Annotated in this window: 17 protein-coding genes, 1 tRNA gene and 1 other RNA gene; 2 read left to right on the forward strand and 17 right to left on the reverse strand. The window is 68.7% G+C overall.

The window, feature by feature from the left end; translation table 11 throughout:
• Positions 1-56: 56 nt before the first annotated feature.
• From CVA01_RS05195 to CVA01_RS05210, 4 genes are all read right to left on the reverse strand, one after another.
• Positions 57-893 (reverse strand): heme ABC transporter ATP-binding protein, encoded by an 837-nt coding sequence (locus CVA01_RS05195; protein ID WP_141329174.1) that lies wholly within the window; start codon positions 891-893, stop codon positions 57-59.
• Positions 890-1,894 (reverse strand): FecCD family ABC transporter permease, encoded by a 1,005-nt coding sequence (locus CVA01_RS05200; RefSeq protein ID WP_141329216.1) that lies wholly within the window; start codon positions 1,892-1,894, stop codon positions 890-892. Before CVA01_RS05200 ends, CVA01_RS05195 begins: the two co-directional genes overlap by 4 nt.
• Before the next feature lie 88 nt (positions 1,895-1,982).
• The gene (locus CVA01_RS05205; protein WP_141329176.1) at positions 1,983-5,129 is read right to left on the reverse strand and encodes a bifunctional [glutamine synthetase] adenylyltransferase/[glutamine synthetase]-adenylyl-L-tyrosine phosphorylase; all 3,147 of its coding nucleotides are present in this window, start codon (positions 5,127-5,129) and stop codon (positions 1,983-1,985) included.
• A 116-nt stretch (positions 5,130-5,245) separates the two neighbouring features.
• Complete coding sequence (locus CVA01_RS05210) at positions 5,246-6,589, reverse strand: glutamine synthetase family protein (RefSeq protein ID WP_141329178.1); 1,344 nt, start codon at positions 6,587-6,589, stop codon at positions 5,246-5,248.
• A 111-nt stretch (positions 6,590-6,700) separates the two neighbouring features.
• Here CVA01_RS05210 and panB point away from each other — a divergent pair, with 111 nt between their 5' ends.
• Positions 6,701-7,543 (forward strand): 3-methyl-2-oxobutanoate hydroxymethyltransferase, encoded by an 843-nt coding sequence (gene panB, locus CVA01_RS05215; protein WP_041629919.1) that lies wholly within the window; start codon positions 6,701-6,703, stop codon positions 7,541-7,543.
• 10 nt (positions 7,544-7,553) lie between these two features.
• Here the strand turns inward: panB and CVA01_RS05220 are convergent, their stop codons facing one another.
• The 7 genes from CVA01_RS05220 to CVA01_RS05250 form a co-directional block, all read right to left on the reverse strand.
• A complete protein-coding gene (locus CVA01_RS05220) occupies positions 7,554-7,730 on the reverse strand; it encodes an SPOR domain-containing protein (protein WP_141329180.1) in 177 nt (58 codons plus the stop codon).
• A gap of 27 nt (positions 7,731-7,757) precedes the next feature.
• Positions 7,758-8,081, reverse strand: coding sequence for a DUF202 domain-containing protein (locus CVA01_RS05225; RefSeq protein ID WP_141329182.1), 324 nt, complete (start codon positions 8,079-8,081; stop codon positions 7,758-7,760).
• Entirely contained in the window at positions 8,078-8,485 is a 408-nt protein-coding gene (locus tag CVA01_RS05230) for a YidH family protein (protein ID WP_170209706.1), read from the reverse strand. The genes CVA01_RS05225 and CVA01_RS05230 overlap by 4 nt, the downstream gene beginning before the upstream one ends.
• 32 nt (positions 8,486-8,517) lie before the next feature.
• An RNA gene (rnpB, locus tag CVA01_RS05235) (RNase P RNA component class A) lies at positions 8,518-8,951 on the reverse strand.
• Positions 8,952-8,988: 37 nt separating this feature from the next.
• Complete coding sequence (locus tag CVA01_RS05240; RefSeq protein WP_014009632.1) at positions 8,989-9,681, reverse strand: histidine phosphatase family protein; 693 nt, start codon at positions 9,679-9,681, stop codon at positions 8,989-8,991.
• A gap of 3 nt (positions 9,682-9,684) precedes the next feature.
• On the reverse strand, positions 9,685-10,413 hold the full coding sequence (locus CVA01_RS05245; protein WP_141329184.1) for a CT398-like coiled coil hairpin domain-containing protein: 729 nt from the start codon (positions 10,411-10,413) through the stop codon (positions 9,685-9,687).
• Positions 10,410-11,276 carry a Nif3-like dinuclear metal center hexameric protein gene (locus CVA01_RS05250; RefSeq protein ID WP_141329186.1) on the reverse strand — a complete coding sequence of 289 codons (867 nt, stop codon included), beginning with the start codon at positions 11,274-11,276 and terminating at the stop codon, positions 10,410-10,412. The genes CVA01_RS05245 and CVA01_RS05250 overlap by 4 nt, the downstream gene beginning before the upstream one ends.
• Before the next feature lie 57 nt (positions 11,277-11,333).
• On the opposite strand from CVA01_RS05250, the gene CVA01_RS05255 reads away from it, so the two are divergent.
• Positions 11,334-12,521 (forward strand): arsenate reductase/protein-tyrosine-phosphatase family protein, encoded by a 1,188-nt coding sequence (locus CVA01_RS05255; protein WP_244938164.1) that lies wholly within the window; start codon positions 11,334-11,336, stop codon positions 12,519-12,521.
• 7 nt (positions 12,522-12,528) lie between these two features.
• Here the strand turns inward: CVA01_RS05255 and bsaP are convergent, their stop codons facing one another.
• The 6 genes from bsaP to CVA01_RS05285 form a co-directional block, all read right to left on the reverse strand.
• Positions 12,529-12,753, reverse strand: a complete 225-nt coding sequence (gene bsaP, locus CVA01_RS05260; protein WP_014009629.1) for a biotin synthase auxiliary protein BsaP — start codon at positions 12,751-12,753, stop codon at positions 12,529-12,531.
• Positions 12,754-12,755: 2 nt separating this feature from the next.
• Positions 12,756-13,754: a biotin synthase BioB gene (gene bioB / locus CVA01_RS05265; protein WP_141329188.1), complete on the reverse strand. Its 999-nt coding sequence runs from the start codon at positions 13,752-13,754 to the stop codon at positions 12,756-12,758.
• A 37-nt stretch (positions 13,755-13,791) separates the two neighbouring features.
• On the reverse strand, positions 13,792-14,808 hold the full coding sequence (locus tag CVA01_RS05270) for an SURF1 family cytochrome oxidase biogenesis protein (protein ID WP_141329190.1): 1,017 nt from the start codon (positions 14,806-14,808) through the stop codon (positions 13,792-13,794).
• Positions 14,809-14,817: 9 nt separating this feature from the next.
• Positions 14,818-17,277 (reverse strand): HtaA domain-containing protein, encoded by a 2,460-nt coding sequence (locus CVA01_RS05275; RefSeq protein WP_141329192.1) that lies wholly within the window; start codon positions 17,275-17,277, stop codon positions 14,818-14,820.
• A gap of 234 nt (positions 17,278-17,511) precedes the next feature.
• Positions 17,512-17,587: transfer RNA gene (locus CVA01_RS05280), tRNA-Val, on the reverse strand.
• A 36-nt stretch (positions 17,588-17,623) separates the two neighbouring features.
• On the reverse strand, positions 17,624-18,052 hold the full coding sequence (locus CVA01_RS05285; protein ID WP_073883517.1) for a DUF3052 domain-containing protein: 429 nt from the start codon (positions 18,050-18,052) through the stop codon (positions 17,624-17,626).
• Between the last annotated feature and the right edge of the window lie 29 nt (positions 18,053-18,081).

The following is an 18,081-nucleotide window of genomic DNA, read 5'->3' on the forward strand; positions in this document are numbered from 1 at the left end:
TACGGTCCTCGTGCATCGTGCTCCACGAGGGTAACCAAGGCTGGCCTGACAAGACATCAATCGAAAGGTTGATTGTCCGGTTGACCCACCGGAAGCCCCGCTCCCGGCGTCGGACGGATCCACAGCTGTCCGTCGACCTCACTGACACTGACCGGCCACCGGTAGACCTCCGACAGACGCTCGGAGGTGCACACCTCCCGCGGCGTCCCCACGACGACGATCCGTCCGTCGCACAGCAGGGCGAGCCGGTCGCAGTAGCGGGCGGCGAGGTTGAGGTCGTGGAGCACCACGATCACTCCCCTGCCCTCACCGCCCTCACCGGGACGCGCCGCCACCCGGCGTGCACTGTGCATGGTGCGTTCCTGGTGGCCGATGTCCATCGCCGCGGTCGGTTCGTCGAGCATCACGCACCGGGCCTGCTGCGCCATGACACGTGCGAGGGCGACACGGGCACGCTCACCACCGGACAGGGTGGTGATTTCCCGGTGCTGCATGTGGTCCATACCGACCTCGGCGAGGCAGGCGTCCACGATCCCGGCGTCCCGTCCCGGATCCTTCGGCCAGGCGGCCCTGCCCATTTCCACGACATCGCGGACGAGGTGGGCGAAGGAGACCGTCGAATCCTGCAGCATCACCGCGCGGGCACGCGCGGCGTCCCGCGGGGTGTAGTCGTGGTACTCACGGCCGAGCAGCGTGACCGAGCCGGTGGTGGGGTGGGTGTCCCCCGCGAGCACGGCGAGCAGGGTCGACTTGCCGGCGCCGTTCGGGCCGATGAGTCCGAGGACCTCCCCGCAGTTCAGGGTGAGGTCGAGTCCGTGCAGGATCTCCCGTCCGCCGAGTTCCGCGGTCACCGAGTCGGCGACGAGGAGTGGCGTGTCCTGTGTGCCGGTCATGCGACACCACCTTTCTTCAGCATGCGCCGCAGGAGAATGAAGAACGTCGGTCCACCGACCAGCGCGGTGAAGATGCCGATGGGCAGGTCCGCGAAGGCGATGAGCGTGCGGGCCGCCACATCGGCGACGAGCAGCAGGACCGCGCCGCCCACCGCGCTGAGTGGGACCAACCACCGGTTGGACGCACCGATGACCTGACGCAGGATGTGCGGCACGATGAGGCCGACGAAGCCGATGATGCCTGCGTAGCTCACTGCCAGGGCGGCGAGGGCCGTGGACAGCCCGATGATCGAGATGCGCATGGCGGTGACGTTCACACCGGCATGGCCGGCAGCCCGTTCGCCCAGGCTCAGCAGATCCATCTTCCCGGCGATGACGCAGGACGCGATGATGCAGAGCACCACCGGCACGACCACGACACCGACCTGGTTCCACATCGCGCCGTTGAGCGACCCCATCTGCCAGAAGATGATCTGTTCACGCGACGAGGTCGGGGCGAGGAAGACCATGAAGGAGATGACCGCACCGGCCACCGCGTTGACCGCGATACCGGTGAGCACGAGGGTGAGGACCTTGACCTCACCGTTCATCGAGGACAGCCTGTAGATCACCACGGTGGTCAGCACACCGGCGATGAAGGCCAGCAGCGGTGTCGTCGCCGAGCCGAGGAAGGCCAGGTTGAACACGATACCGAGCGCGGCGCCGACACCGGCTCCGGACGTCACACCGATGACGCTGGGCTCGGTCAGCGGATTGCCGAACAGCCCCTGCAGCAGGGTGCCTGCCACAGCCAGGGCCGCACCGACGAGCAGACACAGGACGATGCGCGGCAGCCGGATGTGCCAGAGCACGTTCGCCCCCGCCACCGAGTTGTCGTCCGGCCCGGCGGCGAGGGCCTTGACCACGTCCCCGGGTGACAGTGTGTACTGGCCGAGAACCAGATTCACCACCACGGCGACCACCAGAAGAACGACGAGGATCCCCAGGGTGGTCCACCGCACCGTCTTCCGGTGCTCCAGTATCGACCGGTGGTCCGCAAGCAGTTTCACGGAAGGTGAGCCTACCCCAGTACCGGGCCTCCGCCGGAAATCATTCGTCGTACTGGGCGTCCACGACTTCCTCACCCCAGAACACTCGGTCCACGACGCGGCGGGCGCGGCGGGTCTTCTTGAGGTAGTTGTCGAGGAAGCCCTGCGAGTCCGCCGGATCCCAGCCCGCCGCGGCCGCGACGTGCACCAGCTGGGCGCCGGGCGGCGGCAGCTGGTCGGGGATCTTCGCCTTGGACAGCACCAGGGCGTTGCGGGCCTCGCTGGCGGTGATCCAGGCGTCCTGCAGCGTCACGACGTCGAACTCGGAGAGCAGCCCGGCGGTGCGGATCTCCTCGAGCACCTCCAGCGTGGAGGTGTTGTGGAGCGTCGGGATCCTGTGGCAGTGCTGCAGGGTGAGCAGCTGTACGGTCCATTCGACGTCGGCGAGGCCGCCACGACCCAGCTTGGTGTGGGTGGCGCGGTTCGCGCCACGCGGCAGACGTTCGCCGTCGACGCGCGCCTTCATCCGACGGACCTCCTGGACGGTCTTCTGGTCCGCGCCGCCCTCCGGGTAACGGAAGGGGTCGATGGCACGCAGGAACCGGATACCCAGATCCTTGTCACCGGCGACCCACGTCGCGCGCAGCAGCGCCTGAAACTCCCAGGTCTCACCCCAGCGCTCATAGTAGGCGCGGTACGACTCGAGGGTGCGGACCGAGGCACCGCTGCGACCTTCCGGACGCAGGTCCAGGTCGACCTCCAGCGGCGGGTCGAGGGAGGGCTTGGCAAGGCGGGCACGAAGCCGGTCGACGATACCGATCGACCAGGTCACGGCGTCATTGGTGGTGCCGGTCTCGCCGTCACCGTCCTCGTCGAGGCCGGCAGCCTCCCCGGGGTTCCCCACCGGTTCACAGACGAAGAGCACGTCGGCGTCGGAGCGGTAGCTCAGCTCCGCACCGCCGAGCCGGCCCATGCCGATCACCGAGATGACGGCCGGCGCGTTGCGCCGGTTGGCGTCCTCCCAGGCCCGGATCTCCGCTGACAGGGCGGCCTCGAGCACCGCGTCCCACACCCACGACAGGGAGCGGGCGACCTCGGGAAGCTCCATCATGCCGAGCAGGTCGGCGGCGGCAACGCGGGCCAGTTCGGTGCGGCGCAGCGACCGGGCGGCAGCGATGGCCTTGTCCGGGTCGGTGTAGCGCCCGGCCGCGGCGACCAGCGAGTGGCTGATGACCGAGGCGTCCTTCTCCATGAGCTTCGGCTGCGTCGCACCGTCCGACAGCAGTTTCACCGCGTCCGGGGCGGCGAGGAAGAGGTCGGAGACGTACGGCGAGGTGCCGAGGATCTTCATGAGCCGTTGGCCGACGATGTTCTCGTCCCGCAGCAGCCGCAGGAACCACGACCGGTCGGACGCCACCTCCGACAGCTTCCGGTAGGCCAGCAGCCCGGCGTCGGGGTCCACGGTCTCCGAGAGCCACTCCATGAGAGACGGCAGGATGACCGCCTGGACCCGGGCGCGGCGGGTACCGCCGGACGCCAGCGCGGAGAGGTGGTCCATCGCCCGGTCCGGGTAGCGGTAGCCCAGGGCGGCGAGCTGACGCTGCGCCGCCTCCGGGGTGAGCCGCAGCTCGTCGACACTCATCTCCACCACGGAGGTCAGCAGCGGGCGGTAGAAGAGCTTGTTGTGCAGCTGGCGGATCTGCCGGCCGGTGGCCCGGACCCTGGCCTCCAGTTCCTCGGCGAGGGTGCGGGTGCCCTCGGCGACCAGTCCCGAGGTGCGCGCCAACCAGGTCCGCGCCGCCCGGTCGGACACCTCCGGCAGCAGATGGGTGCGCTTGAGGTGGCTGAGCTGCATCCGGTGCTCCAGCAGACGCATGAAGCTGTAACAGTCGATCAGGGTGCGCCCGTCCTCGCGTCCGACGTAGCCGCCGTCGACGAGCGCATTGAGCGCGTCGACGGTGGACAGGACACGCAGCGACTCGTCGGCGCGGCCGTGGACCAGCTGCAGCAGCTGGACCGCGAACTCCACGTCCCGCAACCCGCCGGATCCCAGCTTCAGTTCGCGGGACTTCAGCTCCTCGGGCACGTTCTCGATGACGCGGCGACGCATCGCCTGGACGTCGGGGACGAAGTCCTCACGCTGCGAGGCGGTCCACACCATCGGTGCGAGGTTGTCGACGTACGCCCGGCCCAGGTCGAGGTCACCGGTCATGGGACGCGCCTTGAGAAGTGCCTGGAACTCCCAGGTGGATGCCCATTTGCGGTAGTAGGTCAGGTGGGAGTCCAGGGTGCGGACCAGGGCGCCGTGCCTGCCCTCGGGACGAAGTGCGGCGTCCACCTCGAAGAAGCACCGGCAACCGATGTTGATGAACTCACCGGCCAGTCGGGTGGTGTCGGCGTCGGCAGGTTCCGCGACGAAGATGACGTCCACGTCGGAGATGTAGTTAAGTTCCAGGGCCCCGCACTTGCCCATCGCCAGTACCGCGATCTTCACCGGGACCGGCCCGGTCGGGAAGACCTTGGCGACAGCGACGGAGAGCGCGGCGGTGAGGGCGACGTCCGCGGCATCGGCCAGCCTGTCGGCGATGACCTCGAAGGGCACGAAATCGGGGTACCCGGTCCGCCCCTTCGGGGTGGGCGACTCACCACGCCGGGGGACGAAAGTGCCGGCCAGGTCGATGGCGGCGACGCGGGCGAGAATGGTTCGGTAGGCGGTGCGCATCGCGCGGTCGGCGTCCGCGCCGGTGACCGTGGCGCGCCGCAGCAGGGAGTCCGCGGCATGCAGCGCGTCACCGTCCTCGTCGGTGCCCTCGACCTCCTCAGCGCCGACCGAATCCAGCATGGTGGTGAGCATGGCCCGGCCGCCGGGCAGCTCCTCGCCGAGCAGCGGCCAGATCTCCGGATTGGCGACGACATGGTCGCCGAGCAGGGTGGACGCCCCGAACAGGCCCAGCAGTCGGACCCGGAACACGTGGTCGGTGTCCAGCCGGTCCTGCAGACCCTCAGGGTCGTCGGTGGCCTGCATGAGGCGGACGATGTTGTTCAGTGCCTGGTCCGGGTCACCGGTCGCCGCGAGCGTCCAGAGGAGGTCGAGCCGTTCCTCTGTGTCCCACCCCAGGGCCGCCAGGTCGGCGGCGGCGTGGGGGCGGCTCAGCCCCAGGGACGCCGCGGAGGGGATGCGGGATCGAGAGGTGCGTGGCTGGTTCACCGGAGTTCCGTCCTAGTCCCGCCGGAACCTGGGTGACAGGTCGGCGACGTCGATGATCTCCCCACCATCGTAGTGAACGCCGCCCACCGGCGGGACGCCGTGGTCCCGAACCGGTCCTAGAACTCCAGGTTGTGCGCGAGCTCCCAGGGGGTCACCTGGGACTGGTAGGACTTCCACTCACGCCACTTGTTGCGCAGGAAGAACTCGAAGACGTGCTCGCCGAGTGCGTCGGCGACCAGTTCGGACTTCTCCATCTCGTGCAGTGCGAGATCCAGGTCGGTCGGCATGTCTTTGTAGCCCATCGCCATCCGCTCACGGCGGGTCATGTTGGCGATGTCCTCCTCGGCCGGGGGCATCAGCTCGTAGCCCTCACGGATGCCTTTGAGGCCTGCGGCCAGCAGGACCGCGTAGGTGAGGTACGGGTTCGCCGCGGAGTCGGGGCTACGCACCTCGACGCGACGGGAGGCCGGCTTGTTCACCGTGTACATCGGGACGCGGATCATGGCCGAACGGTTCGCCGCACCCCAGGTGGCCGCGGTCGGTGCCTCGGCGCCGCTGGTGACACGCTTGTAGGAGTTGACCCACTGGTTGGTGACCGCGGAGATCTCCGGGGCGTGCTCCAGGATGCCGGCGATGAAGGACTTCGCCGTCCCGGAGAGGAAGTACTCGTCGTCCGGGTCGTGGAAGGCGTTGCTCTCGCCTTCGAACAGGGACATGTGGGTGTGCATCGCCGAACCGGTCAGGTCGCGGAAGGGCTTCGGCATGAAGGTCGCGCGCACTCCGTTGCGCTTCGCGATCTGCTTGATGATGTAGCGGAAGCTCATGATGTTGTCCGCCATGGACAGCGCGTCCGCGAAACGCAGGTCGATCTCCTGCTGGCCCGGGGACGCCTCATGGTGCGAGAACTCCACGGAGATACCCATGGACTCCAGGGCGGTGATGGCGTCCTGCCGGAACTGCGGGGCGGCGTCGGTGACGGCCTGGTCGAAATATCCGCCGGTGTCGGCGGGCACGGGACGTCCGTCGGGGCCGTTCTCCTCCTTGAGGAGGAAGAACTCGATCTCCGGGTGGATGTAGCAGTTGAAGCCCTGGTCCGCGGCAATGTTCATCTGGCGACGCAGCACCTGGCGCGGGTCAGCCCAGCTGGGCTCCCCGTCGGGCATCGCGATGTCACAGAACATGCGGGCGGTGAGGTTGGTGGACCCGTCGGAGTTGTCCAGCGGAAGGATCTGGAAAGTGGACGGGTCGGGACGCGCGATGGTGTCGGACTCCACCACGCGGGAGAAGCCCTCGATCGAGGAGCCGTCGAAGCCGATCCCCTCCTCGAAAGCGCCCTCGAGTTCAGCCGGAGCGACAGCCACGGACTTGAGATATCCCTGGATGTCCGTGAACCAGAGGCGGACGAAGCGGATGTCCCGTTCCTCGAGGGTCCGGAGAACGAATTCCTGTTGACGACTCATGGCGACCATCGTATCCACGGATTGACCCCCGGTGTCGGGGTCCCCCTCTCCCCGCGCGTGATGTTACAAGTCGTTAACACTGCACCGCCGATAGTGGCACAATGCTGTGACATGTCTGACTCCACAACTGCAGCCTCCGTCGGTTACCTCGCCCCCACCCGCCAGGTCCGGATCGGGGATCTCCGCAAGAAGAAGGCCACCGGCGAAAAATGGGCCATGCTCACCGCCTACGACTACTCCACCGCCCGCGCCCTGGCCGACGGCGGCGTGGAGTGCCTGCTCGTCGGCGACTCCGCCGCGAACGTGGTCTTCGGGTACAACCAGACACAGCAGATCAGCCTCGACGAGATGGTCTACATCGCCGCCGCCGTCGTCCGCGGTGCGGGCAATGCCCTCGTCATCGCCGACCTCCCCTTCGGCACCTACGAGGCCTCCGACGAACAGGCCGTCCTCTCCGCCTCGGAGATGATGCGGCGCTCCGGTGCCGCCATGGTGAAGATCGAGGGTGGCGTGCGCATCGCCCCGCGCATCCGCGCCCTGGTCAACGCGGGTATCCCGGTGTGCGCCCACGTCGGTTTCACCCCGCAGTCGGTCAACGCGCTGTCGGGGTTCAAGGTGCAGGGACGCGGGGACGCCGCCGAGCAGCTCCTCGCCGATGTCCGCGCCGTCGCCGAGGCCGGTGCCGACATGGTCGTGCTCGAGATGGTCCCGGCAGAGGTCGCGGCGAAGGCCACCGCCGAGGTGGGGATCTCCACCATCGGTATCGGTGCCGGCCCGGACACGGACGCCCAGGTGCTGGTGTGGCACGACATGGCAGCGTTCCCGGCGGACGGTCACCGGCCGAAGTTCGCCAGGCAGTGGGCGCAGGTCGGCGCGGATCTCACCGCCGCCGCGGCGTCCTACAAGCGGGAGGTCGCCGAGGGCACCTTCCCCGCCACCGAGCACTGCTTCTGAGCGGTAGGAATCAGTCCTCGTCCCACTCGTCGGCGGCCTCGGAGCGGGCTCTGGCGGTCGCCAGGGCGCGGCGGGCGGCCTCCTCGGTGTCGTAGGGGCCCATGCGGGTGTCCCACCCGTGCTTCTTTCCCTGGGTGACGTCACCGGTGGAGGTGTCGAAGTACCACTTCTGGTCGCTGTCGGTCATGCCACCGAGTGTAACCGTCGGACGTCGTCACAGCAGGCCGGCGACGATGACACCGAACGCGACGACCCCCAGAACCACCGAGCACACCGCGATCCCCATGACCGCCCCCGTCTCCGGACGCAGGCCGCCGTTCTCCACCCCGTCGACGTCCCTGTCGTACCGGGTGCGCTGGCCGGCGTAGATCCACAGTCCGGCGACGCCGAGCAGACCCGTCACCAGGATCACCGGGCGACCGTACGACGAGACCCAGGACAGCAGGGCGGTCGCCGTGAGGATCAGCCGCATGGCGGTCCGGCTCCAGGACAGACTGGTCCGCTCCGGCTGCAGCCCGGGGTCCCGAGTCGGCCTCATGTCAGGACCATCAGCCCGAGCAGCATCGCCGCGAGGATCGACCCGGCGGACAGCACGGGGACGATCGATGGGGCAGGCAACGGCTCATCGCGACGCATGGCGCGTTCGATCCGCAGCCACCGCACCGCGGACCCCGCCGCGAGCAGGATCCCCACCGCGATGGCGCACAGTGCCGCGAATGCCCGGATCCCCGGTTCCAGGACCGAGTCCGGCAGGGCCTCCATACCCACACCGCCGGCGATGAAGGCCAGCGCGGTTCGCATCCAGGCGAGGTAGGTGCGCTCATTGGCGAGCGTGAAGCGAGGGTCGGGTTCCTCACCGTCCGGGAAGAACCACTTCGACACCGCCGACCTGTCGTCGGCGGCCGGTCCGGGGTCGCTGTCCGTGTCACGCTGTGCAGTCACGCTGTCCAGTCTATGGGTCAGCGGGAAAAGAAGGGTCGAGAGGGTCTGTGAGCCGGATTCTGTTCCACCAGGCAGCGCCGGGAGGCGCCACCGGAGGTGGTGATCATCCATCTACGACGACCGTTGCCGGCCGCCTCTAGCGGTCTACCTGCCCCTTGTCCGACGAGCAGCCGTCGGGGCACATCGCACCACCGGCCCCGGAGGGTTGCGGTGCGAGCACGTGACCTTGCTCCCGGTGGGGTTTACCCAGCTGCCCCGGTCACCCGGGGCACTGGTGCGCTCTTACCGCACCTTTTCACCCTTACCCGGCATACACCGGGCGGTCGTTTTCTGTGGCACTGGCCCGCGGGTCACCCCGGGTTGCCGTTAACAACCACCGTGCTCTGAGGAGTCCGGACTTTCCTCGACCCCGGCCTGCTCCCGCGACGGGAACGGTTCCGGGAGCCGCGATCACCCGACCCTCTCGACGCCGTTCACGATAGCAGTGCGCAGCACGGAAACCCTCACAGCCCCCGCAGATAGTGGGTGTCGTTGAACTCCCTGACCACGGAGCGCTCCGGGTAGAACTCGGCGACGGACAGGCCCGCGAGATCCAGGTGCAGTGTCGAGTACACCGTCGCCGGTGCCTTCAGCGCCGAACGCAGGATCGCCTTGATCGGTGACACGTGGCTGACGAGCAGCACGGTGCGTCCTCCCCCGCCGGCCAGCAGCTCGTCGACCAGACGGTCGCAGCGGGCCGCCACGGCGTCCATCGACTCCCCGCCGACAGTCGGTACGGAGGGATCAGCGACCCAGTCGGCGTGCTCGGCCGGCCAGCGGCGGTGGACCTCGTCAAAGCCGAGGCCCTCCCAGACGCCGAAGTCGGTCTCGATGAGGTCGTCGGCCCCGGTGACATCCAGGTCGAGGGCCTCGGCGGCGGATTCGGCGGTCTGCCGGGCCCGCAGCAGCGGGGAGCTGTAGATCGCGTCGATCCCCTCACCCTGGTCCTGCCGGGTCCGCAGCCAGGACGCCGCCCGTGCCACCTGGGCATTGCCCAGGTCGGTCAGGGCGGGGTCGCTGCGACCGGAGAAGACGCCGGCCACGGACATGGGTGTCTGACCATGGCGCAGCAGGAGCAGGCGCAGGGGGGCCTGCCCGGAACCGAACCAGTCCGGACGCGAGCTCCCGGTATCCTTCTCAGCATCCTTCCCGGCCACGTGTCACTCCCCCGTCCGCAGCAGCAGGACGCCGCACTCCGGGCAGGTGACCTGCCGGGACAGCGGGGTGTTGGCGATGCGTCGTGCCGCGGAGTGGTCGAGTTCGATGCAGCAGCACCGGCAGGTCGATCCGGCGAGTTCGGCGGCGCCCATTCCGTGCTCGGCCTCGTTCTCCTCGTAGACCGTCCGCAGCTCCGGGGACAGTGCGTCCCGCAGTGCCGACGAGCGCTCCTGCAGTCCGGCGAGTTGGACGCGGATCTCCCCGGACACCGTCGCGGCCTCCTCCCGGGCGCGGTGGAGTGCCTCGTCGACCTCGCCGTGGGGTGTGTCCTCCTCGCCGATCCGTCCGAAGGTGGCCAGGGTGCGTTCCTCGCGGTCGATGTCGGCCTCGATCTCGGCCAGGCGGCGCTCGGCGACCTGGAGGTCGTGCTGGAGGTCGCGGCGCCGTTCCCGGTCGGTGTCGGCGCGTAGTCCGGCGAGGTCGTCCCGTCGGCGGGCCCGCAGTCGGGCGGCGTCGGCCTGCAGCCGGTGCACCGTGCCGGTCATGTCGTGGGTGATGCGGCGGGTACTCAGTGCATGGCGTCGGGCCTCGTCGGCCTGCTGCTCGAGCCGTTCGACGGTCGCGGTCTCGGGCAGTGCGTCCAGTCGGGCGGTGAGCAGCCGGATCCGGCCGTCGACACCGACGAGTTCGGTGAGAGTCGTCCGGTCGGTGTCGGTGAGTGTGGGGGTCATGGGCGGTCCTTTCCCGCAGAGGTGGAGCTGTGGTGCAGCGTCCAGGGGTCGGTGCGCAGGTCGATCACCGAGGCATTCAGCCGGGGATCGGCACCCAGCAGGTCGGCGGCCTGGGCGCACCAGGGGAATTCACTGGCCCAGTGGGCGGTGTCCACCACCGCGCATCCGCCGGCACGAAGGTGCTCGTCGACGGGGTGGTGGCGCAGGTCCGAGGTGACGAAGCAGTCCACGTCGAGGCCGAGGACGGTGCCGAGGAAGCTGTCGCCGGATCCGGAGGCCACTGCGACGCGCCGGACCATCCGGTCGGGGTCGCCGGCGGCGCGGACGCCCCACTCGGTGGCGGGCAGCCGGTCGGCGACGCGGGCGGTGAACCCGCGCAAAGTCATCGGGGTGTCAAGTTCCCCGACCCGGCCGATACCGGTGGCGGTGAGCGGGTCGACGCCCTCGGGCACCGGGGTCAACGGTGCTCCCGGGGTGACGCCGAGGATTTCCGCGAGCCGGTCGTTGACACCGGGTCGGGCGGAATCTGCGCTGGTGTGGGCGGCGTAGAGAGCGACCCCTGCCCGGATCAGCCGGTGGATGATGCGCCCTTTGGGGTGGGTCACGGGCACGCCGGTCACCCTGCGCAGCAGTGGCGGGTGGTGGACCAGCAGGAAGTCGGCACCGTCGGCGATCGCGGCGTCCGCCACGGCGTCAGTGCAGTCGAGGGCGACGCGGACGGTACGGACGGTGTCCGCGGGGTCGCCGCAGACGAGTCCGCAGGCGTCCCAGGATTCCGCGAGCTCCGGGGGATAGGCCTGTTCAATGAGCGCGACGACGTCTCCGACGGTCGCCGCCGAGGTGGGATGGGCGGAGTTGTTCACGTGGTCAACGATAGCGTCCTACGGCAGACTGCCCCGGTTTCTGGCACTGTAGGGCCTGTGGCAGATTCATCGGACAGCATGCCGGCCCCGGGGCCGGAGACCCGGTTCCTTCTCGTCGATGTCGACGGGACACTGGTGGATTCGTTCCCCGGGATCCGGGACAGTTTCCTGCACGCCCTGGCGGCCAACGGGGTCCCCGCGCCCCCGGACGACCAGGTGGCGCGGATCTCCGGCCCACCGATGGAGGACACTCTCCGTGGTCTCGGCCTGGAAGGGGAGCTCCTTGACCGCACCTACCGGACCTACCGCGAGGACTACTCCGGTGGAGGCTGGCAGACCGCCGAGGTCATCCCGGGGATGCGTGAGCTCGTCCGGTCCTGGAAGGACGCCGGGTACGTGCTCGCCACCGCGACCTCGAAGGTGGAGACCACCGCGCGGCTGATGCTGGAGCGCTTCGACCTGCTCGACCTCTTCGATGTCGTGGCGACCGCCTCCGGTGAACGGGGCGGTCGGCGGGCCAAGGCCGACGTCATCGCCTACGCGCTGGAACAGCTCGGCCTCGACGCCACGCCGGTGGACGACGGCGGCCCGGATCACCGCGGCAACGTGCTCATGATCGGCGACCGGATCCACGACGTCGAGGGTGCCCACGCCTACGGTGTGCGCAGCGTCCTGGTGGACTGGGGTTACGGCGACCGCGCCGAGCACAAGGCCTCGGACTGGTCGGTGGCCGATGTCGACGAACTCAGCCGGGTCGTGGCGGACTGGGCGGATTCACGCCCGCAGATCTGTGTGGTGTGCACCGGCAACATCTGCCGGTCCCCGATCGGCGAGATCATGCTGCGGGACGCGCTGACGGAGGAGGGCCTCATCGACGAGGTGAAGCTGAACTCCTGCGGTACCACCGGCTGGCATGTCGGTGAGGCCGCCGATCCGCGGGCGGCGGCGAGCCTGGAGAGGGCGGGGTACAGCGCCTCGGGCCATGCGGCGGCCGAGTTCGGCCCCGAGCACCGGGACGCCGACCTCTTCCTGGTGATGGATGACGCGAACCGCAGGGCCCTGGTGAAGGTGGGGGTCGATCCGGAGAAGATCCGGTTGTTCCGCTCCTTCGGCCCGGCCGGCGACAAGGAGGTCGCCGACCCCTACTACGGGGAGGACGCCGACTTCGAGCGTGCCGAACACCAGCTCGCCGAGGCGCTGCCGGGGGTCGTCGAGTGGGCCCGGGCAAGGGTCCTCGACTTCTGAGCCACCTCTAGCGCAGGTCGGCGACCGCGGAGTCCGTCTCCCCGTGACGGGAGCAGACAGCGGTCCAGCCGTGCGGGGTCACCTGGACGACGCGGCGGCGTCCGCACTCCGGGCAGAAACGGGGGGCGTCGAGGCCTGCCTTCTGGGCCGGCGAGTACTCGATCCATTCCCCCTCCCCCAGATCCGCCCCGGTGTAGGGATCCCAGGGTCCGGTCCCTTTCCTTCCCGCCACCGTCACACGCTCCGGGAGAGGACCTTGATGGGCAGTCGCATGCGGTCCATCATGTCCATGTCCTGTTCGGCCGGGCGGCCCAGTGTGGTGAGGTAGTTGCCGACGATGATGCCGTTGATGCCGCCGGTCAGCCCCTGTTCCACGCCCATGTCGCCGAGGGTGAGCTCGCGGCCACCGGCGAAGCGCAGCGTGGTGGCGGGCATGGCGAGCCGGAACATGCCGATGGCGCGCAGGGCGTCCTTGCCGTCCATGACCTCCATGTGGCCGAAGGGCGTGCCCGGGCGGGGGTCGAGGAAGTTCAGCGGGACCTCATGGGGGTCGAGCTCGGCGAGCTGCACGGCGAACTCGGCGCGCTGTTCGGGGGTCTCCCCCATGCCGATGATGCCTCCGCAGCAGACCTCGATACCGGCGTCCTTGATCATGAGCATCGTCTCACGGCGCTCTTCCCAGGTATGGGTGGTCACGACCTCGGGGAAGTAACTGCGGGCGGTCTCGAGGTTGTGGTTGTAGCGGTGGACGCCCACTGCCTTGAGCCGGGCGACCTGTTCCGGGGTGAGGATGCCGACCGAGACAGCGACGTCGATGCCGTCGACATTGGCATAGATCTGCTGGACCGCGTCCTCCAGCTGGGACATGAGTGCCTCGTCGGGGCCCTTGACGGCGGCGACGATGCAGAACTCGCTGGCGCCGGTCTTGGCGGTCTGGCGGGCCTGTTCGATGAGCTGGGCGATGTCCAGCTTCGTGGAGCGCACCGGGGACTCGAAGAGCCCGGACTGGGAGCAGAAGTGGCAGTCCTCGGGGCAGCCGCCGGTCTTGAGGCTGACGATGCCCTCCATCTCGACCTCCTCTCCGCACCACTTCACCCGCACCTCGTGGGCGAGGGCGAGCAGGTCTGGAATACGGTCGTCGGGCAGGTCCAGGACCTTGAGGAGGTCGTCGTAGTCGAGGCCCTGTCCTTCATCGAGGACGCGGGTACGTGCAGTCGTGAGTATGTCCGTCATGGAACATACTCTAACTTGAACAGTGTTCAGGTGCCAGTCAGAACCGTTCGTCGTCGCGGGAATTGCGGTCCGACCAGGCCCTGCTGTTCCTGCTGTGGCCGTAGCGGTCGGCGAGTTTGCGTTCCCGGCTGACCGTCGCGGCGTCCTTCTCCGGAACCACCTCCTCCGGGACGGGCGCAGGCTCCGGGGTGGCGACGGGTTCCGGGGCGTCCTGCGTCCCTGCCTCGGAGGCCGCGATCTCCTCGCGCTGCCGACGACGCTCGCGGATCTCGGCCCACAGGAAGTAGCCCAGTCCCAACGGCACCATGATCCCGAAGGCGATCCACTGGATGCCGTAGGACAGGTACGGGCCCGAGTCGAGCTTCGGCAGCGGAATCTCGTTCAACCCCTCCCCCGCACGACCCGCGGTGGACTCCTCGTCGAGCTGGACGTAGTTACCCGCCAGCTCGAGGTCCGTGAGCCGGGAGATCTGCCCGGTGTTCATCCCGTAGACCTGCAGCCGACCCTGGTCGGTGATCGGGGCCGAATCCGGCACCGCCTCCGACTTGCGCACGTAGCCGGTGACCGACGTCTCCGTCTCCGGGGCGTCCGTCATCTCAGGTACTCCGGCGCCACCACCGGTCGGCTCGATCCAGCCACGGTTGACCAGCACCGTCAGTCCGTCATCGGTCCGGAACGGGGTGAGCACCTGGAACGCGGGGCTGCCGGACACCGGACGGTTGCGCAGCAGCACCTCGGAACTCGGCAGGAACCGGCCCTGCAGCTCCACCCTGGTCCACTCATTGTCGTCGACCGGCGTGCCGTCGGCGGGCAGCACCGAGGAGACCGGCACCGGATCGTGCTCCATCGCGTCCTCGAGCCGACCGTTGAACTCCTTGGTATCCGTGTTCTTCCCCAGCTGCCAGGGGGCCAGCACCGTGAACGCGATGTACGCGAAGAGGACGGCGATCACGGTGGTGATGACCCACCCGGGGGTCAGGAAAGCACGCCACCCCCGACGCCGGGGACGGCGGGCGGGGGTGGATGAGGTTGTACTGTCAGCGCGGTCGGACACGCTACCAGTCTAGTCGTCGGAGCCGGGGTTTCCACCTTCGATGCCGGCAGCGGCAGCGACCTCGTCGATGCGCTTGTTGGTCCGGCGCAGACGCACGGCCATGATGCCGGCGACGGCGGCGGCGATGACCGCGATGACACTCGGGACCATGGAGGACGGGTCCTTGACGAAGGCCATCAGACCGGTGTCCTCATCGTCGTCCGAACCGGACTCGGCGGCCGCGTCGGTGACGTTCACCTTGCCGTTGCCGCGGGCGTCGTCCTTGCCGTCGTCCTTGTCGGACTCGTCCTCGGGCTTGTCCCCGAGGGTGGCGGCGGAATCGCCGTCACAGTCGTCGGACAGGGCGGCACGGAAGCTCACCGGGTCCAGGGACTCACCGGCGGCGTAGTAGCCGGCGAGAGCATCGGAACCCTCGGCGCTCAGGGTGGCGGAGGCGGAGCCGTCGAGGATGCCGTCGGCGACGGTGGCCTCGGTGACCGCCAGGTCGGCGATGACGACGCGACCGAAGTCATTCGGGTTCCCGGCGGTGTCATTGGATTCGACGTTGGCGACCAGGGTGCCGGTGGAGCCGTTGATCCGGATCTCCGGGTCGGAGATGACGGTGCGCAGCACGCCCTCGTGGCCGGTGAACAGAACCGAGCCGCCGAACTTCAGGGTGCCCGCGGTGACGCCACCGTCAGCCGTGGTCACGGTGCCCGCAGCGTCCCCGGCACCGCTGAAGACGAAGTTGCCCTCGCTGTAGACCGCGCCACCGGTCGTGGTCCAGTCGCCCTTGGCGATGGAGCCCCGGATGTACGCGCGGAAGGAGTCCTTGATGCCCCAGCCCATGCGGGTCTCGGCGACCTTACGGTCACCGTTCTCTGCGGTGCAGGTGGTGTCGGACTCACCGGCGGAGTTCGCACCGGAGGTGGACGCAGTGCCGGAGACCCGCGGGGACATGCCGAGGTCGGGGGTGCCGGTGCCCTCGGCGGCGGAGCCGGAGCCACCGGAGGTGGCCTGACCGGCGGAGGTGATGCCGTCGAGTCCGCCGCCGGTGCCGATGCCGCAGCCCTCACCGGAGGTGTTCAAGGTGACGTTGATCGGGTCGGCCTCGTTGTTGCCCTCACCGTAGTTACCGCCGAGGGACCTGTTGCCGTCCTCGGTGATGTACCCGGGGCCCGAGAGGTTGACCGTGCCGGAGTTCGCGGCGTTCTCGGTGATCGGCGAGGAGAGCTCGAACTGTGCGATCGGCACCTGGGTGCCGGTGTCCGCGCCGGTGACCGTGGCCCCCGGGGTGAAGCTGGAGACCGTGGTCGAGGTGTAGTCGGCGATGAACTGCGCGGTGGCGCCGCGAACCTTCACCTTCATGTTCGAGTAGGTGATGTCCAGGGCGCCGAAGTGGCCGGTGAGGTTCATCGACCCCTGCAGCGGGATGTCTGCGTCGGTACCGGAGACCTTGACGGCGGAGGGGTCGGCCGCGAACTGGAACTGACTGTCTGCCCCGCCCTCGGAACCGGAGAAGTCGACCCCGTTGAGGTTCCACGAGCCCATGGCGATCGGGCCGGTGAGGTAGCTACGGAAGGACTGCTTGAGACCCCAACCGACCGAGGCGCCGGTGACGGCGTCACAGGTGGTGCCGTCGGTGGTGCCACCGGCTGCAGGGGTGGTCTGCTGGGCGGCGGGACGGGTGACTTCCTGCGCCGGAGCGGCAGGGGTGGACGCCGGGGTGGACTCGGCCGACGTCGCATCGGTCTGGCCGGCGGAGGTGGCCATCACGGCGGAGGAGTCGACGGCACAGTCACCGGCACCGGAGGTCTTGACCGTGATCTTCACCGGGTCACCGTCGTTCTTGCCTTCGCCGTAGGAGCCGAGGAGTGCCTTGTTGAGGTTCTCGTGGATCCAACTCTGGCCGGTGAGGGTGGTGGTGCCGTCGCCTGAACCGGACCGGCCCAGGGTGTTCTGCAGGGAGAAGGTGGCGACCGGCTTCTGGGTGAAGGCCGGCTGACCGCTGATGGAGCCCACGATGGCCTCCGGGTCGGTGCCGATGTACCTGGCGTCGGCCAGCAACTGGGCCCGGTCGGCCCGGACCTGGAGGGTGAAGTGGGAGAGGGTGACGTTGATGATGCCGCCGTGGCCGGTCAGCGTCATGGTGCCCTTGAGCGGCAGGTCAGCGTCATCGCCCTGGACGGCGGCCTTCGCGGCGTCCGCGGTGAAGTGGAAGGCGCCGTCCTCCGCGTTCTTCGCCGAACCGTTGTAGGTCACTCCGTTGAGGTCCCAGCCACCGGCCGCGATCGGCCCGGTGAGGTAGTTACGGAAGGACTGCTTGATGCCCCAGTCCATCGTGGCGGAGGACACCGCCTGACACTGCGAGTTGTCGTCGGCGACGGCCGCAGGGAGCACCGTCACGGGGACGGTGGCGATGCCGACGAGGGGCAGGGCAGCAGTCAGAGCCGCTGCCGAAGCCAGGCGGAGTGAACGGGTGGACGGCATAGGTGGGACTCTCCTGGGCGCGCAGAACGTCTACTGAAACATCATTCTTCAGTTAGGCAAGGCTAGTCGAGTTTCCGGTGTTCCCCAAAGCACCGTGACACTTCCCACACCGGAGTGGCCATGATCGGTTTTCCCGTCACCCCCGGAAGGGTTATAGGGCGTCCAGGAAAGACCCGGAACGAGAAAGACCAGCCGCCACAAACCCCCGGAGGGCTTGTTTCTGCTGGTCAATGATGGTGCGCACTGACGGGTTCGAACCGCCGACCTGCTGGGTGTAAACCAGCTGCTCTTCCAGCTGAGCTAAGTGCGCGCACCGGTGATCCCCGGAAACCGGACCCCCGAGACTCTAGCGCTTAGCGCCGCGGGCCACCAGACAGGCCCCCTGCCAGGAGCCCAGACGGGTGGAGGTCGTCTGCACCAGTCCGGCGACCTGTGCAGACTCGGCGATCTCACCGGGCTCGACAGTGCCGTCGGTGCCGGCGGCGGGGGTCAGCAGCCAGATCCGGCCGGTGTCCCCCAGACTGCGGGTGGCGTCCACCAGACCGTCGACCAGGTCACCGTCCTCGCTGCGCCACCACAGCAGGACCACGTCGACCATTTCGTCGGTCTCATCGTCGAGCAGCTGACCACCGATGACGTCCTCGAGCGCTTCACTGATTCCGCTGTCGGCGTCCTCGTCCCAACCGAGTTCCTGGATGACCTGACCTGCGGTGATATCCATGAGCTCAGCCCAGTCGTTGTCACTGCCCACCGTCGCCCCTGCGGCGTCTCCCACTGCTATGTCCCTGACCTTTCCTCGTTTCC

Origin of the sequence: Corynebacterium variabile, from assembly GCF_006539825.1 — a bacterium.
Taxonomy (GTDB): Bacteria; Actinomycetota; Actinomycetes; order Mycobacteriales; family Mycobacteriaceae; genus Corynebacterium; species Corynebacterium variabile.